At 63.6% G+C, this 16,543-nt stretch carries 17 protein-coding genes and 1 pseudogene; 12 read left to right on the forward strand and 6 right to left on the reverse strand.

The window, feature by feature from the left end:
• The first annotated feature begins 66 nt into the window (after positions 1-66).
• From modA to ACHAC9_RS19445, 3 genes are read left to right on the forward strand one after another with little or no spacing between them, the layout of a single operon-like run.
• Positions 67-864 carry a molybdate ABC transporter substrate-binding protein gene (gene modA, locus ACHAC9_RS19435; RefSeq protein ID WP_435762404.1) on the forward strand — a complete coding sequence of 266 codons (798 nt, stop codon included), beginning with the start codon at positions 67-69 and terminating at the stop codon, positions 862-864.
• Between the two features lie 11 nt (positions 865-875).
• Positions 876-1,688, forward strand: a complete 813-nt coding sequence (locus ACHAC9_RS19440; protein WP_435762406.1) for a substrate-binding domain-containing protein — start codon at positions 876-878, stop codon at positions 1,686-1,688.
• Positions 1,685-2,233, forward strand: a complete 549-nt coding sequence (locus ACHAC9_RS19445; RefSeq protein ID WP_435762408.1) for a molybdopterin-dependent oxidoreductase — start codon at positions 1,685-1,687, stop codon at positions 2,231-2,233. The genes ACHAC9_RS19440 and ACHAC9_RS19445 overlap by 4 nt, the downstream gene beginning before the upstream one ends.
• Before the next feature lie 107 nt (positions 2,234-2,340).
• On the opposite strand, the gene ACHAC9_RS19450 is transcribed toward ACHAC9_RS19445, so the two are convergent.
• Positions 2,341-2,766 carry a thioredoxin family protein gene (locus ACHAC9_RS19450; protein WP_435762410.1) on the reverse strand — a complete coding sequence of 142 codons (426 nt, stop codon included), beginning with the start codon at positions 2,764-2,766 and terminating at the stop codon, positions 2,341-2,343.
• A gap of 70 nt (positions 2,767-2,836) precedes the next feature.
• Between ACHAC9_RS19450 and tsaB the strand changes: the two genes are divergently transcribed.
• The 4 genes from tsaB to ACHAC9_RS19470 are packed head-to-tail and all read left to right on the forward strand — an operon-like array spanning position 2,837 to position 5,838.
• Positions 2,837-3,553, forward strand: coding sequence for a tRNA (adenosine(37)-N6)-threonylcarbamoyltransferase complex dimerization subunit type 1 TsaB (tsaB, locus tag ACHAC9_RS19455; RefSeq protein WP_435762412.1), 717 nt, complete (start codon positions 2,837-2,839; stop codon positions 3,551-3,553).
• A complete protein-coding gene (rimI, locus tag ACHAC9_RS19460; protein WP_435762414.1) occupies positions 3,550-4,020 on the forward strand; it encodes a ribosomal protein S18-alanine N-acetyltransferase in 471 nt (156 codons plus the stop codon). Before tsaB ends, rimI begins: the two co-directional genes overlap by 4 nt.
• Positions 4,017-4,886 carry a uracil-DNA glycosylase gene (locus ACHAC9_RS19465; RefSeq protein ID WP_435762416.1) on the forward strand — a complete coding sequence of 290 codons (870 nt, stop codon included), beginning with the start codon at positions 4,017-4,019 and terminating at the stop codon, positions 4,884-4,886. Before rimI ends, ACHAC9_RS19465 begins: the two co-directional genes overlap by 4 nt.
• Positions 4,870-5,838: a DUF1853 family protein gene (locus ACHAC9_RS19470; protein WP_435762418.1), complete on the forward strand. Its 969-nt coding sequence runs from the start codon at positions 4,870-4,872 to the stop codon at positions 5,836-5,838. Before ACHAC9_RS19465 ends, ACHAC9_RS19470 begins: the two co-directional genes overlap by 17 nt.
• Before the next feature lie 379 nt (positions 5,839-6,217).
• On the opposite strand, the gene ACHAC9_RS19475 is transcribed toward ACHAC9_RS19470, so the two are convergent.
• From ACHAC9_RS19475 to lplT, 4 genes and pseudogenes are all read right to left on the reverse strand, one after another.
• A complete protein-coding gene (locus tag ACHAC9_RS19475) occupies positions 6,218-7,381 on the reverse strand; it encodes a diguanylate cyclase (RefSeq protein ID WP_435762420.1) in 1,164 nt (387 codons plus the stop codon).
• 344 nt (positions 7,382-7,725) lie between these two features.
• A pseudogene (locus ACHAC9_RS19480) lies at positions 7,726-8,025 on the reverse strand (transposase); the annotation flags it as partial.
• A gap of 479 nt (positions 8,026-8,504) precedes the next feature.
• On the reverse strand, positions 8,505-8,675 hold the full coding sequence (locus tag ACHAC9_RS19485) for a hypothetical protein (RefSeq protein WP_435762422.1): 171 nt from the start codon (positions 8,673-8,675) through the stop codon (positions 8,505-8,507).
• A gap of 382 nt (positions 8,676-9,057) precedes the next feature.
• Positions 9,058-10,320 (reverse strand): lysophospholipid transporter LplT, encoded by a 1,263-nt coding sequence (gene lplT, locus ACHAC9_RS19490; protein WP_435762424.1) that lies wholly within the window; start codon positions 10,318-10,320, stop codon positions 9,058-9,060.
• Positions 10,321-10,454: 134 nt separating this feature from the next.
• Here lplT and alr point away from each other — a divergent pair, with 134 nt between their 5' ends.
• Both alr and radA read left to right on the forward strand, forming a co-directional pair.
• On the forward strand, positions 10,455-11,564 hold the full coding sequence (gene alr / locus ACHAC9_RS19495; protein WP_435762426.1) for an alanine racemase: 1,110 nt from the start codon (positions 10,455-10,457) through the stop codon (positions 11,562-11,564).
• Complete coding sequence (gene radA, locus ACHAC9_RS19500) at positions 11,557-12,936, forward strand: DNA repair protein RadA (protein ID WP_435762428.1); 1,380 nt, start codon at positions 11,557-11,559, stop codon at positions 12,934-12,936. Before alr ends, radA begins: the two co-directional genes overlap by 8 nt.
• A gap of 88 nt (positions 12,937-13,024) precedes the next feature.
• Here radA and ACHAC9_RS19505 read toward each other — a convergent pair whose 3' ends face one another.
• Positions 13,025-13,258, reverse strand: coding sequence for a hypothetical protein (locus ACHAC9_RS19505; RefSeq protein ID WP_435762430.1), 234 nt, complete (start codon positions 13,256-13,258; stop codon positions 13,025-13,027).
• Between the two features lie 289 nt (positions 13,259-13,547).
• Between ACHAC9_RS19505 and pstS the strand changes: the two genes are divergently transcribed.
• From pstS to pstA, 3 genes are all read left to right on the forward strand, one after another.
• Positions 13,548-14,588, forward strand: a complete 1,041-nt coding sequence (pstS, locus tag ACHAC9_RS19510; RefSeq protein ID WP_435762432.1) for a phosphate ABC transporter substrate-binding protein PstS — start codon at positions 13,548-13,550, stop codon at positions 14,586-14,588.
• 80 nt (positions 14,589-14,668) lie between these two features.
• Positions 14,669-15,691, forward strand: a complete 1,023-nt coding sequence (gene pstC, locus ACHAC9_RS19515; RefSeq protein ID WP_435762434.1) for a phosphate ABC transporter permease subunit PstC — start codon at positions 14,669-14,671, stop codon at positions 15,689-15,691.
• Entirely contained in the window at positions 15,688-16,542 is an 855-nt protein-coding gene (pstA, locus tag ACHAC9_RS19520) for a phosphate ABC transporter permease PstA (RefSeq protein WP_435762436.1), read from the forward strand. The genes pstC and pstA overlap by 4 nt, the downstream gene beginning before the upstream one ends.
• The last annotated feature ends 1 nt before the right edge of the window (position 16,543 follow it).

Genomic DNA, 16,543 nt, shown 5'->3' on the forward strand with positions numbered 1-16,543 from the left:
ATGTTCATATTGAAAGTTTCTGAGGGCGGCTTACCATAGCACATCGATAAGGATGAGAGAGCGGTCATGGTGAGGCACTACACGAAACGGGCACTGGGCGCGGTAATGCTGGCTGCACTGTTGCCGCCGGCCGCCCTGGCGCAACAGGCGCAGGGTCCTGTGCTGCTGGCCGCCGGGAGCCTGCGCCAGGCGATGACGGAGATCCTTGCCGCTTGGCGCGACGCAGGCGGCACGGCGGTCGACGTCCATTACGGTCCGTCGGGCAAGCTGCGCCAGGAAATCGAAACGGGCCGCGCGCTTGACGTGTTCGCATCGGCCTCGACCGGGCACACCGACGCGCTGGCAAGGCAGGGACTGCTCGAGCCGGCGCAGGTATTCGCGCATAACGACCTGTGCGTCGTCAGCGTCCCGCGCGTCGCGCTGCGCGCCGACCAGCTGCTCGAGGGGCTGGCCCGCCCGTCGCTGCGCCTGGCCACCTCCACGCCGGTGAGCGATCCGATGGGCGACTATACATGGCAGTTCTTCCGCAACGCCGACAAGGAGCGGCCCGGCCTGTTCGCCATCCTCGACGCCAAGGCCTTGCGGCTCTCGGGCGCGGCCAGCCTGGCGCCGGAGAGCACGCTGCCGTATATCGCGGCTTTCGAGCAGGACCGGGCCGACGCCTACATCATGTACTGCACCAACGCGGTGCTGACCAAGAACGCCTTGCCGGCACTCGATGTGCTGCGCATTCCCGAGCGCCTGAATGTGCGCAGCGCCTACGGCATCGCATCGCGCACGGGGTCGCAGGAAGGGGCGCGCCTGGTGCGCTTCGTGCTCGGCGCCCGCAGCCAGGACATCCTGCGCAAATACGGATTTCATTGAAAGGAAATACCATGTTGAAACTGAAGAAACACCTTGCCCTGCTGGGCTTCCTGCTGGCCACCAGCGTACCCGCGCTGGCCCAGCAGGTAATCCGGCTCTCGACCACCACCAGCACCGAGAACTCGGGCCTGCTCCAATACCTGCTGCCGACATTCGAAGCGAAGGCGAACGCCAAGGTCAACGTGATCTCGGTCGGCACCGGCAAGGCGCTGGAACTGGCCAAGAATGGCGACGTCGACGTCACCCTGGTCCATGCACGGGCGTCCGAGGACAAATTTGTGGCCGAAGGCCACGGCGTCAACCGGCGCGACGTGATGTATAACGACTTCGTCATCGCTGGGCCTGAAAACGATCCGGCCGGCATCAAGGGCAGTAAAGATGTCCTGGGCGCGATGAAGAAGATCGCCGCCAGCGGCACCAGGTTCATCTCGCGCGGTGACAATTCGGGCACCGACCAGATGGAGAAATCCTACTGGAAGCAGGTCGGCAGCCAGCCGCAGGGCGCCAACTACGTGTCGGCAGGCCTGGGCATGGGCGAAGTACTGAACATGGCATCCGAACTGCGGGCCTATACGCTGACCGACCGCGCCACCTACATCGCCTATCGGTCCAAGACGGGCCTGCAGATCGCGGTTGAGGGCGACCCGAAGATGTTCAACCCCTACGGCATTATCGCGGTCAACCCGCAAAAGTCGAAGGACCTCAATTACAAGGGCGCAATGCAGCTGGTCGAGTGGATCACCTCAAGCGAAGGCCAGAAGCTGATCGCATCGTTCAAGGTCGACGGCCAGAGCGTGTTCTTCCCGTCGGCGCAGGGCAAGTGAGGACATCGCTCCGCGCCCGGGCTGCCGGGTGCTGCCTGCGTGCCTGCCTGGTGCTGCTGCCTGCATCGACCTTCGCATTCGCGCAGGACGCCACCTACCTGGAGGTCAGGGTCGGCTCCGCGACACGACAGATGGGAGCGGCCGAGCTTGGCGCATTGCCCCAGACCGAGATCGTCGAGGCACGCACCGTCGGCAGCGGTGCTGCTGCGCAAAGCGGGGAGCGGCGATACCGCGGTGTCCTGCTGCGCGACGTGCTGGACGCCGCCGGGATCGGGGCGCTGGACCGGTACGCCCTGCGGCACACCGCCATCGTGGCCAGGGCAAGGGACGATTATGTCGTCCTGTTTTCGTGGGGCGAACTGTTCAATGCCAGCCTCGGCGAGAACGTGCTGGTCGTGACCTCGGTGAACGGCAAGCCGCTGCCCGCCAATGAAGGCCCCTATGCGCTGCGCTCCCTCTCCGACACAAAACCGGGGCCACGCCACGTGAAATGGCTGCGTCGGCTCGATGTGGTCACGGTCCCGAAGCCGGCGCCAGGCTTGTGAACATCCAACAGCTTGTCGAGCGGCGCCGTTCGGCGAATAGTATCGGCACGAATCTGATGATTATTTTCCAATAAACTTTGTTGCCCCGTTTATCGGCTCGATCGATTCTAGCTGGCTTGCCGCAGCAGGGTCTGCAAATTGCAGTCGCGCTGCCAGGTGCGCCGTTCTTCGGTCGAGCCGGCCAGGCGCAGCAGTTCTTCCGGCGCCAGTTCGGCGTGGGCCTGCATCAGGCGCTCGGCCAGCAGCGCGTCGGGCAGCATGGGCCCGAAAAAGGCGACCGTGTCGTCCTGCTGCAGCAGCAGGGTCGGGAAATTGTCGACGTCGAGGTCGCCCACGACCTCGGCCTGGTCCTCGATGTCGATCCAGACAAAGGTTTTATCCGGATGGCGCGCGGCCAGGGCTTCGAAGGCGGCGCGGTAGCCGCCGCAGGTGCCGCACCAGGCGGCGCACAGGCAGGCGACGATCCAGCGGCCGCCGCCAATGGCGTCGGCGAGCTGGTCGCGGTTGCTGGTGTCAAGTGTCAGGCTATGCATGAGCCGATTCTACCTCGCGGCGCGCCAATGGGCCAATGCCGGGCGTGGGCGCGACGGGTTAAAATAGCGCATGCCTATCATCCTTGCCATCGAAACTTCGTCCGAACTCGCTTCCTGTGCCCTGCTGTCGGATGACATCGTCATCTCGCGCGAGTCCGGCGGCGTGCGCACCCATTCGCAATCCGTGCTGCCGATGGTGCAGGAACTGCTGGCAGAAAGCCATCTCAAGCTGGGTGACGTCGATGCGATCGCCTTCGGCGCGGGGCCGGGATCGTTTACGGGGGTGCGCACCGCCTGCGGCGTGGCCCAGGGCCTGGCGTTTGGCGCCGACCTGCCCGTGCTGGCTTGTAACACCCTCGAGGCGATGGCCGAGGCTTGCCGCGCGCACACTGGCGCGACCGAGGTCCTGACGGTGCTCGACGCGCGTATGAACGAGGTCTATTGGGCGCAATATCGTTTCGACGGCGTCTGGCAGGCGCTCGTGGACCCGGTGTTGTCCAGTCCCGAGCTGGTGACGCCGGTCGCGGCCCCTGGCCTTGCCGCCTGCGGCAACGGCTTTGCCGTGTATCCGGACGCGTTCGCCGGCAAGCCGTTCGCCCTGGACGCCGACGCGGGCATCGTGCCGCATGCGCGCGCGCTGGTGCGGATCGGCGCGGCGGCATTCGCGGCCGGGCAGGGCCTGCCCGCGGCCCAGGCGCAGCCGCTCTACCTGCGCAACAAGGTAGCCTATACCAGCGCCGAGCGCCAGGTGATCAATGCCGCCAAGGCCGAGGGCAAGGGCGCATGACGGCCCCCAGCGCAGCGGCGGGTCTCGCACTCGTGCCGATGACGCTTGGCGACGTCGACGCCGTGCACGCGCTTGAATGCAGCGTGTTTCCCCATCCGTGGAGCCGCGCCAACTTCAGCGACTCGATTCAGGCAGGCTACGACGCCTGGCTGCTGCGCAGTGCCCGGGGCGAACTGGCCGGCTATTTTGTGTTGATGCTCGTGCTCGACGAGGCGCACCTGCTCGATGTCGCCGTGGCCGGCGAGCGCCACGGCACCGGTCTCGGACTGCATCTGCTGGAAACGGTGTGCGCGCGGGCGAAAGAGATGGGCGCCGAATCCGTGCTGCTCGAGGTGCGCCCGTCGAACGAACGGGCGCTGGCGGTCTACCGGCGCTTCGGCTTTGCCGAGATCGGCCTGCGCAAGGGGTATTACCCGGCCCATGAGGGCAGGCGCGAGGACGCCATCGTGATGAGGCATACGGTATGAACGTGAGCAAACGCGACGAAGTTTTCCTGGCCGAGATGGGCATTGCGCCGCTGTGGCGCCTGCGCCGTCAGCCTGAGGAAACCCGGCTTGAGGAAACCGGGCCTGACGAAACCGAGCCTGCTGCGGCGGTCATCGAGGCGCCAGGCATGCATGCGCCCGGCGTCATCGCGCCGCCGCCGCGCGATCCGGCCTGGGGCGAGATCCCGCGCACCACAGCCCCGGCGCCCGCTCCCTGGACCCCGCCGGCGCCCGCGCCGGTGGAAGAGCAGGGCGACAGTCTCGAGGCGATTGCCGCCATGGACTGGGAGGAGCTGCGCAGCGCGATCGTGCGCTGCAAGCGTTGTGGCGACTGTGGCGGGCGCAAACCCGTGTACGGCAGCGGCCCCCAGGCGGCGCGCTGGTTCGTGGCGAGCGGCGCGAGCAGCGTCGCCGACGAAGCGGCGGGTACGCCGCTGGCGGGCGAGGCCGGACAACTCTTCGACAACATGCTGGCCGCCGTCGGCCTCACGCGCGAGCGCGACGTGTACGTGACGAACCTGGTCAAATGCCGTCCGGTTTCCGCGAATGGCGGCGACCGCGCGCCGACAAGCGAGGAAGCGGCCGCCTGCCGCCCCTTCGTCGAGCGCGAGCTGGCACTGAGCGGCGCCGGCGTGGTCCTGACCCTGGGCCAGATCGCCGCCAACGGCCTGCTCGGCAAGGCGCTGCAGGAGCCGCTGGCCGGCACGCGCGGCGCAGCGCATGCCTTGGGCGCGGTCCCGCTGGTGGCGACGCTGCATCCGGGCGAACTGCTGCGCCGCGGCGGCGACAAGGCGCTGGCCTGGGCGGACTTGTGCCGGGCGCGAGCTCTCGATGCAGGGCGGGACTGACAGCTACCAGCTCGGCTTTCACCGCCGCTGGGGTCACTTGCGGCGCGCACGGGTGCGCTCGCTCGCCTGGCTGCTCGATTCGCCCGACCTGCTGGACGCCGGCGCGCCGCACTGGCAGGGCCGCATCGCCTCGACCGGGCCGGTGACGCTCGAAGTCGCGCGCTGGCTGGCCGATCTCGACCATGATCCGGCGCCGCTCGACGCCGCACTCGGCCCACGCGTCTACACGCGCCTCGGCCTGTATGCCGAAAAGTTGATGGCCTTTTATTTCCAGGAGCAGGGGCGCCTCGTCGCCCACGGCCTGCAGATCCGCGCCAACCGCAACGACACCGTCGGCGAGTTCGACTTCCTGCTCGATAGCGGTCCCGACGCGCTCGAACACATCGAATTCGCCACCAAGTTTTATCTAATGCAGGGCGAAGCCGGGCAGCAGTTCGATGCGCTCGTCGGCCCGAACCTGGCCGACAGCCTGGGCGCGAAGATGCGCAAGATTTTCGGGCGCCAGCTAGCGTTGGGCGCGCATCCGGCGGCGCAGCCTCTGCTGCCGCGCCCGGTAACACTGGCGCGCGCGCTGGTGAAAGGCTGGCTGTTTTACCCGGCGGGCAGCTGGCCGGCGATGAGCGGCATCACGGCCGGCCACTGCCGCGGTTTCTGGTGCGCGCTGGGCGAGCTCGATACCCTGGGCGCGGACGCCTTCCTCGTGCTTCCGAAGCTGGAGTGGCTGGCGCCGTTTCGCGCGGCGCAGGCGGCGTCACTCATGAACCGGGCCCAGTTGCATGCGGAACTCGCAGCCCAGTTCGAGACGAATGCCTCGCCGGTGCTGGTGGCGGTGGTGCGCGAGTCGCCGGGATTGGTGGAAGAGATCGAGCGCGGGTTCATCGTCCCGAACGATTGGCGCGAACGGGCGGAGGCGAGAAGTGCCAAGGACAATATGCGGCATATTGTTTGGTAAAAATGCAATTTGCAATCGGCTGTGGATTCAACCGGGCGATGCAACCAGGTATGAACTCCGGCCTGTAGCAACCGTGCCCAGTGATGCGTGCTACTGCTCGCTTCCATACCAAGCTCGCATCCAGGCTTCAGATCGATCAACACCGCGAATCTGAAAGACATCTTTTGCCAAATCGACACAACGCCGATAAGCTTCATGACGGACTCCTTCTTCCTAAACCGGTAGTGTCGAAACGCCAGTTTGGCACCCACTTGCCCTTAGGGGAGGAGGAGTCCATCCGATTGCATTGGGTTTGCGGCCGGTCGTGGCCCAGGGGAGGATACGCATGCATTGGGCGGGGCGGCCCATCGCTGGCGCGCGCAGGCCGCCCGCCTTGGGCTTAGGCCGCGGAGGGGGTTTCAAATTCTGTCACGTGAACCCGGTTGCGGCCACTGCGTTTGGCAGCGTACATCAGTTCATCAGCGTGCGCGATCATGGCTTGGCTGGCAATGCCCGGCAGGTAAGACGACAGGCGCGCGCTGACCACGCCAAAGCTTGCCGTGGCACCAATCCGGACGTGGCCGTGCAGGCTACCAGCTTCGGCAAGGCGTGCGCGCATGCGCTCGGCGAGGGCATGGCCATCAGCCAGGTTGGTATCAGGCAGGATCAACAGGAATTCTTCGCCGCCGTAGCGCACGACTGTATCAATGCCGTCACGGGTCATCGAGAGCAACAAGCTTGCGAAATCCTGCAGGAGCGTGTCCCCGGCCTGGTGGCCGTGGGTATCGTTGATGGCTTTGAAATTGTCCAGGTCGCACAGGATGATAGTCAGCGAGGCACCCTCGCGGCGGGCGTGGTCGATTTCACGTTCGAGCAGACCCGCGTTCAGGTGGCGCCGGTTGAAGGCGCCCGTTAGAGGATCGCGTACAGACTGGTTGATCAGAATTTGCTGGGCCCAGTATTGCCGGCGCGACGAATAGGCGTCGCGGCGCGCAGCTGCGGCGCCGAATAAGTTCGCTAGCAGCAGGAGCATCGTCATTGTCGACATTTGGCGCGGGCTGACCGTGCCAGAGGCATACACGAGCGCCAGGAAGCTGGCGCTCGCGCTGAGTGCAATGATGGTGGCGTTGACCAGGCGGTTTGGAATGAAGAGGTACACAATGATCAGCATGATGGCCATCGACATGCCGTGAAGTAGCAGCTCGCCCCGCAAATACGCGACCAGCAAGAACGTGAGCATCGCGAGGCTGGTAAACGCTGTGGCTGCGCGATAAGCGGTGTGCCCTGGATTGGCGCTGCGGCGCGTCAGCACGATGCCAGTTAAGGCGACTACGGCAGTTGCCAGGCGCGCCACGAACAATGCCAGTGTTTGGCTGCCATAGCCAAGGTGGGCCACGTCGGCAAGCGCGAATGCCAAGTAAGAGATCCCGCAAAATGAGAGTGAACGGGTCAATTCATGCTCGATGACGCCGCTTTGGTCGCGCAGGAACGCCGATTCGGTACTGGCGGATGTGAATTCACCGTGCCAGCGCGCGATGATGCCGGGAGAATGCAGCTTGGACATTGAGGAAGACGTGGACGGGGAGGAGCCCGACTGTAGCGCCTTATCTTATTGCTGTAAAGAATTTAGGTAAGGTCGAGTAAAATAGTCGCATCAATGCTGCATCAGTTCATTTGCGCGGTGGGGAAGATACCGTCGCACTGCCGTACACTGTCCGAACTTCCGCAATCGACCCAGGCTGTATAAAAACCCGAAATTGGAAGCTGGGTTCAGTTGTACCGGACGCACGGCTGAATATGGAGCGCGTAGAAGCGCTGTGGCGCGCCGAAAAGTCTCTTCGACATTTTCGGTCGACCCAATAAGCCAAACGCCCAGCGCAAACCAAATAGCCTCAAAAAATGAGCATAGGCCCTGACCGCTGCCATCATGCTCGCGGTGCCCAGAATAGCCGTCAATCTCCGGAAGTTATAGGCGAGCATGTGCAGGCTCATCTCGGTCTTCACGCGTTCCAATCCTTTTGTCAGGAAGTGCGTCGCCCCCATCCAGGCCTTGATGGTCCCGTATGGATGCTCGACGGAGGAACGCCGGGTTCGCATGGCATCCGGATTCTGATCCAGGCGTTCCTGCATCTCATTGAGCACGTCCTGATGTTCCCAACGGGTCACCCGGCGCTGCTGGCTCGGCGTGCATTTGTCCTTGAGCTGGCAGAGCTCGGCGCCAATACGCACAGCCCCTACAAGACGTCGATCACGCGCTGGCTCTGGCCAGACATTTCTCGAGGGCAGGACATTTCGGTTTCTAAGGCCAAAAAAGCGATCGCAGACTACAAGAAGGCCGTTGGACGACCAGATGAGACGGCTGAATTGATGACTTTTATTGCGAGCATGCTGTAGGCTTCTGCCGCGAAGTCGGCTTGTCGGACGAGACTTTTTTCGTTTCGTTGATGGGCATGTTTAGCCAGTCCTTGAAGTTGACCACGACACTTAGCCCGGTAAAGCGCGGTAACTTGCTAAAGAGGACACAGGGTAGAGGGCAGGACGGGCGGCAGATGACGGCGCTGCTCGATGGCAAAAAAAAAGCAGTCACGAATGCTCGTAACTGCCTCAGTTGACTATTGCAACCCAGTGCGCGCCGCTTTTGTATGGCGTCGTACTCTTTCGTCCTGCGGTGCCGATAGGGCTGGAAATTACAGACCACAACCGTAATATGCCGCGTCCGAGTTTTCGCCGGTGTAAGTTGGATCGAGCTTCTCGCGCAGGCTCAGTGTGAGGAAAGCAGCGACGAGCGACAGCACCGAGAACGATGGTGCCGCTGCGGAGGTGGGTCCGGCTGGTGCGTTAGTGGGGAATGACGACATGTTCAGCTCCTGAAGGTTGATATATTCGATGAATTGAAGTGTAGGGAATACTGTCAGGAGGCGCCAATTTCGAGTTCTGATACCAGTTATATGCCCGATGAATATCGTTTAATAAAAACCGCAATTTATGCACGGTCTATGTTGCAGATGTGTGTTGCGTCGTAAAAAATACGCGCCGCACCTCGTCCTGGTATGTGAGGCGATGACAGCGTCTGCGGCGACCTTCCATGCAGGGCATGAGGTTGCGATATGCCGTGCTGGCGTCACCTTCACGAATGGATGCAAGCAGGTGTCTGGGAGCGTGTCCATGCGGCCTCCTCACGCCTTGCCCGCGCTTGCCATGCATCGCCACCAGCTTCCCCGAGTCTACCGGGATAGGCTCTTAATGCTTGTGCTCCCCAATCAGGGCCAGCGAATCATGCTGGGCCTGATTGCGCTGGTGCAGGCGCAGGATGAGGAAGGTGATCCCCGCGATCGTCAGCCCGAACATCACGATGATGATGTTCAGGTCCAGGTTCAGCGTGATCATGACCGCGTACAGCGCCAGCATGGTCAGGATCGACAGATTCTCGTTGAAGTTCTGTACCGCGATCGAGTGACCCGCGCTCATGAGCACGTGGCCGCGGTGCTGCAGCAGCGCGTTCATCGGCACCACGAAGAAGCCCGACAGGAAGCCGATCAGGGCCAGCAGCGGATAGGCGACGAGGACGTCGTTGACGAACACCATGCCGGTGACGACCAGGCCCATGACAATCCCCATCGGGATCACGGTCAGCGACTTGCGCAAGGGGACCATGCGGGCCGCCAGCACCGCACCGACGGCGACGCCGATCGCCACCACCCCGATCAGGCCGGTAGCCTTGTCGAGCGGCATGCCGAGCGAGCGCTCGGCCCATTTCAGCACGATCAGCTGCAAGGTCGCGCCCGCTCCCCAGAACAGCGTGGTCACCGCCAGGGAAATCTGGCCCAGCTTGTCTTTCCACAGCGTGGCCGAGCAGTTGGCGAAGTCCGAGATTAGCTTGAAGGGGTTGCGCTCCTGGTGCTCGTAGCGCGCGCCTGTGTCGGGGATGCGCAGGTTGAACAGGGTCGCCAGCACGTAGATGAAGGCCACCACGGCCATGGCCGCTTCGCTCGTGGTGTCGATGCCGGTGTCAAACAGCGGGACATCGAAGCCGAGCATCAGGCTTGAACCCGCGTTGCTAACCAGTGCGCCACCGAGCACGGTGCCGAAGATGATCGACATCACGGTCAGGCCCTCGATCCAGCCATTGGCGATGACGAGTTTTTCCGGCGGCAGCAGTTCGGTCAGGATGCCGTATTTCGCGGGCGAATACACGGCGGCGCCGAAGCCGACCACGGCATAGGACAACAGCGGGTGCACGGTCAGGAACATCAGGGCGCAGCCGAAAATCTTGATCAGGTTCGCGATGAACATTACGCGGCCCTTGGGCAGCGCGTCGGCAAAAGCGCCGACGAACGCGGCGAGCAGGACATAGAACAGCACGAATGAAAGCTTGAGCAAGGGCGTCAGCGACGCCGGCGCGTTCATCGACACCAGCACGTCAATGGCTACAAACAGCAGCGCATTGTCTGCCAGCGACGAGAAAAACTGCGCCGCCATGATGGTATAGAAACCACGATTCATTCGAGTGAGTCAGAAAACAAGAGTGGGTTGCTTTATACCATGAAAGAACGGCGGACCAAAGAAGCGGACGGACCCAAAGCCGGGCTGTCCGGTAAAATAGAACCCTTCACCTAACGCGTTTTTTCCTATCGTCCATGCCACGCCCACTCTGCGCCACCATCCATCTCGATTCGATGCAGCATAATCTCGCGCGTGCGCGCGCCTGTGCACCCGAGGCCCGTGTCTGGGCCGTCGTCAAGGCAAACGCCTATGGCCATGGGCTCGAACGCGGCGTGAAGGGGTTCATGGCGGCCGACGGCCTGGCCCTGATCGAGACCGAGAATGCCTTGCGCCTGCGCGAACTGGGCTGGGCAAAGCCGATCCTGTTGTTGGAAGGCATTTTTGACGCCACCGACGTCCCGCTGCTGGCCGAACACAATATCAACAGTACGGTGCACTCGATCGAGCAGATCAAAATGCTGGAATACACCCAGCTGTACCGCCCGATCGACGTTCACCTCAAAATGAACACCGGCATGAACCGGCTCGGCTTCAAGCCCGAGGAGTATGCCGCTGCCTATAAACGCCTGCGCGCCATTCCCGGCATCCGCAACATCACCCTGATGACTCACTTCGCCAACGCCGACGAGCTCGAGCACCCGCGGCTGGCGGTTCCCGCGCAGGTGCAGCGCTTCGTCGCCGGCGCGGCCGGCCTGGAGGGCGAGCGCAGCCTGTCCAATTCCGGCGGCGTGCTGCACCAGGCGGTTCTCCAGGCCGAACTGCACAACGACTGGGTGCGCCCCGGCATCATGCTGTATGGCGGCACGCCCGGCGGCGGGCGCACGGCGCACGACTTCGGCCTGCGCCCGACCATGACGCTCACCTCCGAGATCATCGCGATCCAGGACCTGGTCGCCGGCGACACGGTCGGTTACGGCAGCCGCTTCGAAGCCCCCGGCCCGATGCAGGTCGGCGTGGTCGCCTGCGGTTACGCCGACGGCTACCCGCGCCACGCGCCGCACGGGACGCCGGTGATCGTCGACGGCGTGCGCACTTCGGTGGTCGGGCGCGTGTCGATGGACATGATGACGGTCGACCTGACGCCGATCCGCAATGCCCGGGTCGGCAGCCAGGTTACCCTTTGGGGCGACGGCCTCCCGATCGACGAGGTCGCCAGCATGTCCGGCACCATCGGCTACGAATTGATGTGCGCACTCGCTCCCCGCGTGCGCGTGATGGAAGGACGGTTCGGTACCCATGGCTAAGGCAAAGACCCAGTTCGTTTGCAGTGAGTGCGGCAGCGTCAGCACCCGCTGGACCGGCCAGTGCGCCGATTGCAAGGCCTGGAACACGATGGTCGAGACGGTGCCCGAGACGGCGGGCGTGAACCGCATGTCGCAGACCGTCAATTACAAGGCGCTGGCGCAGACGGCGCCGGTGCTGTCCCTTAGCGACATCGAAGCGACCGACGTGCCGCGTTTCGGCACCGGGATCGAGGAATTCGACCGCGTGCTGGGCGGCGGCCTGGTGGCCGGCGGCGTGGTCCTGATCGGCGGCGACCCCGGTATCGGCAAGTCGACCCTGCTGCTTCAGGCCCTGGCCAACCTGGCCGCCACGCGCAGTACCTTATATGTGAGCGGGGAGGAGTCCGGCGCCCAGATCGCGCTGCGCGCACGGCGCCTGCAGGTCGAAGCGAAAGACCTGAAGCTGCAGGCCGAGATCCAGCTCGAGCGCATTCTTGGCACCCTGGCCGACCTGAAACCCGAAGTGGCGGTGATCGACTCGATCCAGACCCTGTATTCGGATGCGCTCACAGCCGCCCCGGGTTCGGTGTCCCAGGTGCGCGAATGCGCGGCCCAGCTCACGCGCGTGGCCAAGCAGACCGGCGTGACCATCATCCTGGTCGGTCACGTGACGAAGGAGGGCGCGCTCGCCGGCCCGCGCGTGCTGGAACACATTGTCGACACCGTGCTGTATTTCGAGGGAGACCCCCAGTCGAGCTTCCGCCTGGTGCGGGCGATCAAGAACCGTTTCGGCGCGGTGAACGAGCTGGGCGTGTTCGCGATGACGGAAAAGGGCCTGAAAGGCGTGTCGAACCCGTCGGCCCTGTTCCTGTCGCAGCATGACCAGCAGGTGCCGGGCTCCTGCGTGATGGTGACGCAGGAGGGGACGCGGCCCTTGCTGGTGGAAATCCAGGCGCTGGTCGACGCCAGCCACCTGCCGAACGCGCGCAGGCTGTCGGTGGGCCTGGAGCAGAATCGCCTCGCCATGCTGCTGGCCGTGCTGCACCGGCACGCCGGCATCGCCGCTTTCGACCAGGACGTGTTCATCAATGCGGTGGGCGGCGTGAAGATCGCCGAACCGGCGGCCGACCTTGCGGTGCTGCTGGCGATTAACTCCTCGATGCGCAACAAGGCGCTGCCGCGCGGACTGGTCGTGTTCGGCGAAGTCGGCCTTGCCGGCGAAATCCGTCCGGCGCCGCGCGGCCAGGAACGCCTGAAGGAAGCGGCCAAGCTGGGTTTTTCGATCGCGCTGATCCCGAAGGGGAATATGCCGAAGCAAAAGATCGAGGGCATGAACATCATCGGGGTCGAGCGCATCGACCAGGCGTTTACCAAACTGCGCGAACTCGACTGAGTGTGCCTGAAGTCAGGCCTCACAATGAAAGCGGCGAGCGCCCACTGGGCCTCGCCGCTTTTTACTGGTCCCGAAAGCGGGCTGGACACTATTCGTGATAGCGGTCACGCAGGGCTTCTGAGCTGCCACCGACCTCCTGGAAAATTTCGTAGGCGATCAGGCCAACCATGCCCGATAAAACTGCAAACACAAACATATTCCACATAGCTAACAAACGCTCTTCAGCATCCCCTCCATGCAGTGGTGACGCTTTGAGCATAGCAGCCGCCTGTGTATTTACAAGTGCGGCAACGACCAAAATTTGCTTCACTACCTGCTTCATACGCCTGGCTCAATCATTTCTTTGATATGCATCAATTGTGTGACGGTGATATTGTGAACGCGGCACTATTGCTGCGAGATCGCAGCGGTTCACGGCTGCGGCAGCACGATGTCACAATCTTTTACAGCCCTGCGCCCGGTAGGTCATCAATTCGATGACAAGAAAAACGGCATGTCATCGAATCGATGACATGGCTTTTTTGTAATGTCATCAACTTGTCATATTCGGCCGCTAGACTCCGCACAAATTACCAAGGCGCCTTGAGCGTCTTTACCCAAAGGAAACTGATATGCGCATGAAGCCCTTGCTCCTCTCGATCGCGATCGCTGCCAGCACCTTCGCAGCCACCGCTGCCCAGGCCGTGAACCTGACCGGCGCCGGCGCCACCTTTCCCTACCCGATCTACGCCAAGTGGGCCGAGATGTACAAGGCGGCAAGCGGCAACGGCCTGAACTACCAGTCGGTCGGTTCCGGCGCCGGCATCAAGCAGATCAAGGCGAAGACGGTCGATTTTGGCGCCTCGGACATGCCACTGTCCGCGACAGAATTAACTGAAGCCGGCCTGTTCCAGTTCCCGGCCGTGATGGGCGGCGTGGTGCCGGTCATTAACCTGCCGGGCGTGACCCCGGGCCAGGTCAAGCTGACCGGCGCCGTGCTGGCCGATATTTTCATGGGCAAGATCACCAAGTGGAATGCGCAGCCGATCGCCGCGCTGAACCCGGGCGTGAAACTGCCGGCCGACGACATCACCGTCGTGCACCGCGCCGACAGCTCGGGTACTACTTTCCTGTTCACCGACTACCTCTCGAAGACCAATCCGGACTGGAAGCTGAAGGTCGGCGCCGGTACCGCCGTGAAATGGGCGACCGGCGTTGGCGGCAAGGGCAACGAAGGCGTGGCCGCCAACGTGCAGCGCATCAAGGGCGGCATCGGCTACGTCGAGTGGGCCTACGCCAAGAAGAACCGCATGTCGCACACCCAGCTGCAAAACCGCGACGGCGCGTATCTGCAGCCGGACGACGAAGCCTTCAAGGCTGCCGCCGCCGGGGCCGACTGGGCCAAGGCGCCGGGCTTTGCCGTGGTGCTGACCGACCAGCCGGGCAAGGCCAGCTGGCCGATCACGGGCGCGTCCTACATCCTGGTGCACAAGGCCCAGGCCGACGCCGCCAAGGGCAAGGAAGTGCTGAAGTTCTTCGATTGGGCATACAAGAACGGCGATGCCGCGGCAGCGGAGCTGGACTACGTGCCGATGCCCGACGCCGTCACCAAGCTGGTGCAGGATGCCTGGCGCGCGAACGTCAAGGATGGCGCCGGCAAGGCAATCTGGTAAGAAAAGCGCACGAAACATGGACGCCGCCGCAGCCTCGGCCGCGGCGGCTCTCCTCGCAGCAAACTCGATAAGAACACCACATGAGCGCACATCCTCCCGTCGCCCTCGACAAACCGGCAGCAACTGACGCCGTCAAAGTCGATCTCCAGTACGCCGCCTTGGGCAAGACGATGCGCAACCAGCGCATCCAGGACTTCCTCTTCCACAAAATTACCTTGCTGTTCGCCGCGACGGTGCTGCTGGCACTGGTCGGCATCATCGTCTCGCTGGCCTATGGCGCAGCGCCCGCGTTCGCGGAATTCGGCCCGGCTTTCATTACCACCGTCGAATGGGATCCGGTCGACGACAAGTTCGGCGCCCTGATCGCGATCTGGGGCACGCTGGCGACCTCGCTCATCGCGCTGCTGGTCGCGTTCCCGATCAGCTTCGGTATCGCGCTGTTCCTCACCGAAATCTGCCCGGCCTGGCTGCGGCGCCCGATGGGCACCGCGGTCGAGCTGCTGGCCGGCGTGCCGTCGATCATCTACGGCATGTGGGGCCTGTTCGTGTTCGCGCCGCTGTTTGCCGACCACGTCCAGCCCTTCCTGAAAGAGACCATCGGCCAGGTGCCGCTGATCGGGCAGTTGTTCCAGGGCCCAACGATGGGCATCGGCATCCTGACCGCCGGCCTGATCCTGGCGGTGATGATCATCCCGTTCATCTCGTCGGTGATGCGCGACGTGTTCGAGATCGTACCGGCGGTGCTGAAGGAGTCCGCCTACGGCCTGGGATGCACCAAGTGGGAAGTAGTGCGCAAGGTGGTGCTGCCCTACACCCGCAATGGCGTGGTCGGCGGCGTGATGCTGGGCCTGGGCCGCGCGCTGGGCGAAACGATGGCGGTGACCTTCGTGATCGGTAACGCCCACAAGCTGTCGGCTTCGCTCTTCATGCCGGGCAATTCGATTTCCTCGACCCTGGCCAACGAATTCGCGGAAGCCGCCTCGCCCCTGCACGTGTCTTCACTGTTCGCGCTGGCGCTGATCCTGTTCGGTATTACCTTCGTCGTGCTGTCGGCCGCGAAACTGATGTTGGCGGGCATGTCTCGCCAGGAAGGCACGAAATGAACGTTACCAATCCTGTCTACCGCAAGCGCCTGTTGTCGCACCGTATCGGCATCGCGCTGTCGGTGATCGCGATGGGCATCGGCCTGGCCTTCCTGGCCTGGATCCTGTGGACCCTGCTGGTGAATGGCTTCGGCGCGCTGTCCCTGTCGCTGTTCACCGGCGACACGCCGGCACCGGGCGGCGAGGGCGGTGGCCTGCGCAACGCGATTGTCGGCAGCCTGATGATGGTCGGCCTGTCGACCCTGGTCAGCACGCCGGTCGGTATCCTGGCGGGCATTTACCTGGCCGAATACGGCGACACCAACCGCTTCGGCCAGATCACGCGCTTTGTCACCGACATCATGCTCTCGGCGCCGTCGATCGTGATCGGCCTGTTCGTGTATGCGCTGTACGTCGCCAAGGTCCAGCATTTCTCGGGCTATGCGGGCTCCATCGCACTGACGCTGATCGCCGTGCCGGTGGTCGTGCGCACCACCGACAACATGCTTCGCCTGGTACCGAACAGCCTGCTCGAGGCTGCTTTTGCCCTGGGTGCGCCGCGCTGGAAGGTAGCGACCCTGGTGCGCCTGCGCGCCGTCAAGGCCGGCATCATCACCGGCGTGCTGCTGGCCCTGGCCCGCATCTCGGGCGAGACCGCGCCGCTGCTATTCACCGCGCTGAACAACCAGTTTTTCAGTGCCGACATGAACGCACCGCTGGCGAACCTGCCGGTCGTGATCTACACCTACGCGATGAGCCCCTATGATGACTGGCGTTCGCTGGCCTGGGGCGGTGCCCTGCTGGTGACCTTCACCGTGTTGTTCCTGAACATCCTGTCGCGCACCGTCTTCACCCAGAAGACCCCGCGTTAAT

Source organism: Massilia sp. CMS3.1, assembly GCF_051262535.1.
Lineage (GTDB): Bacteria > Pseudomonadota > Gammaproteobacteria > Burkholderiales > Burkholderiaceae_D > Telluria.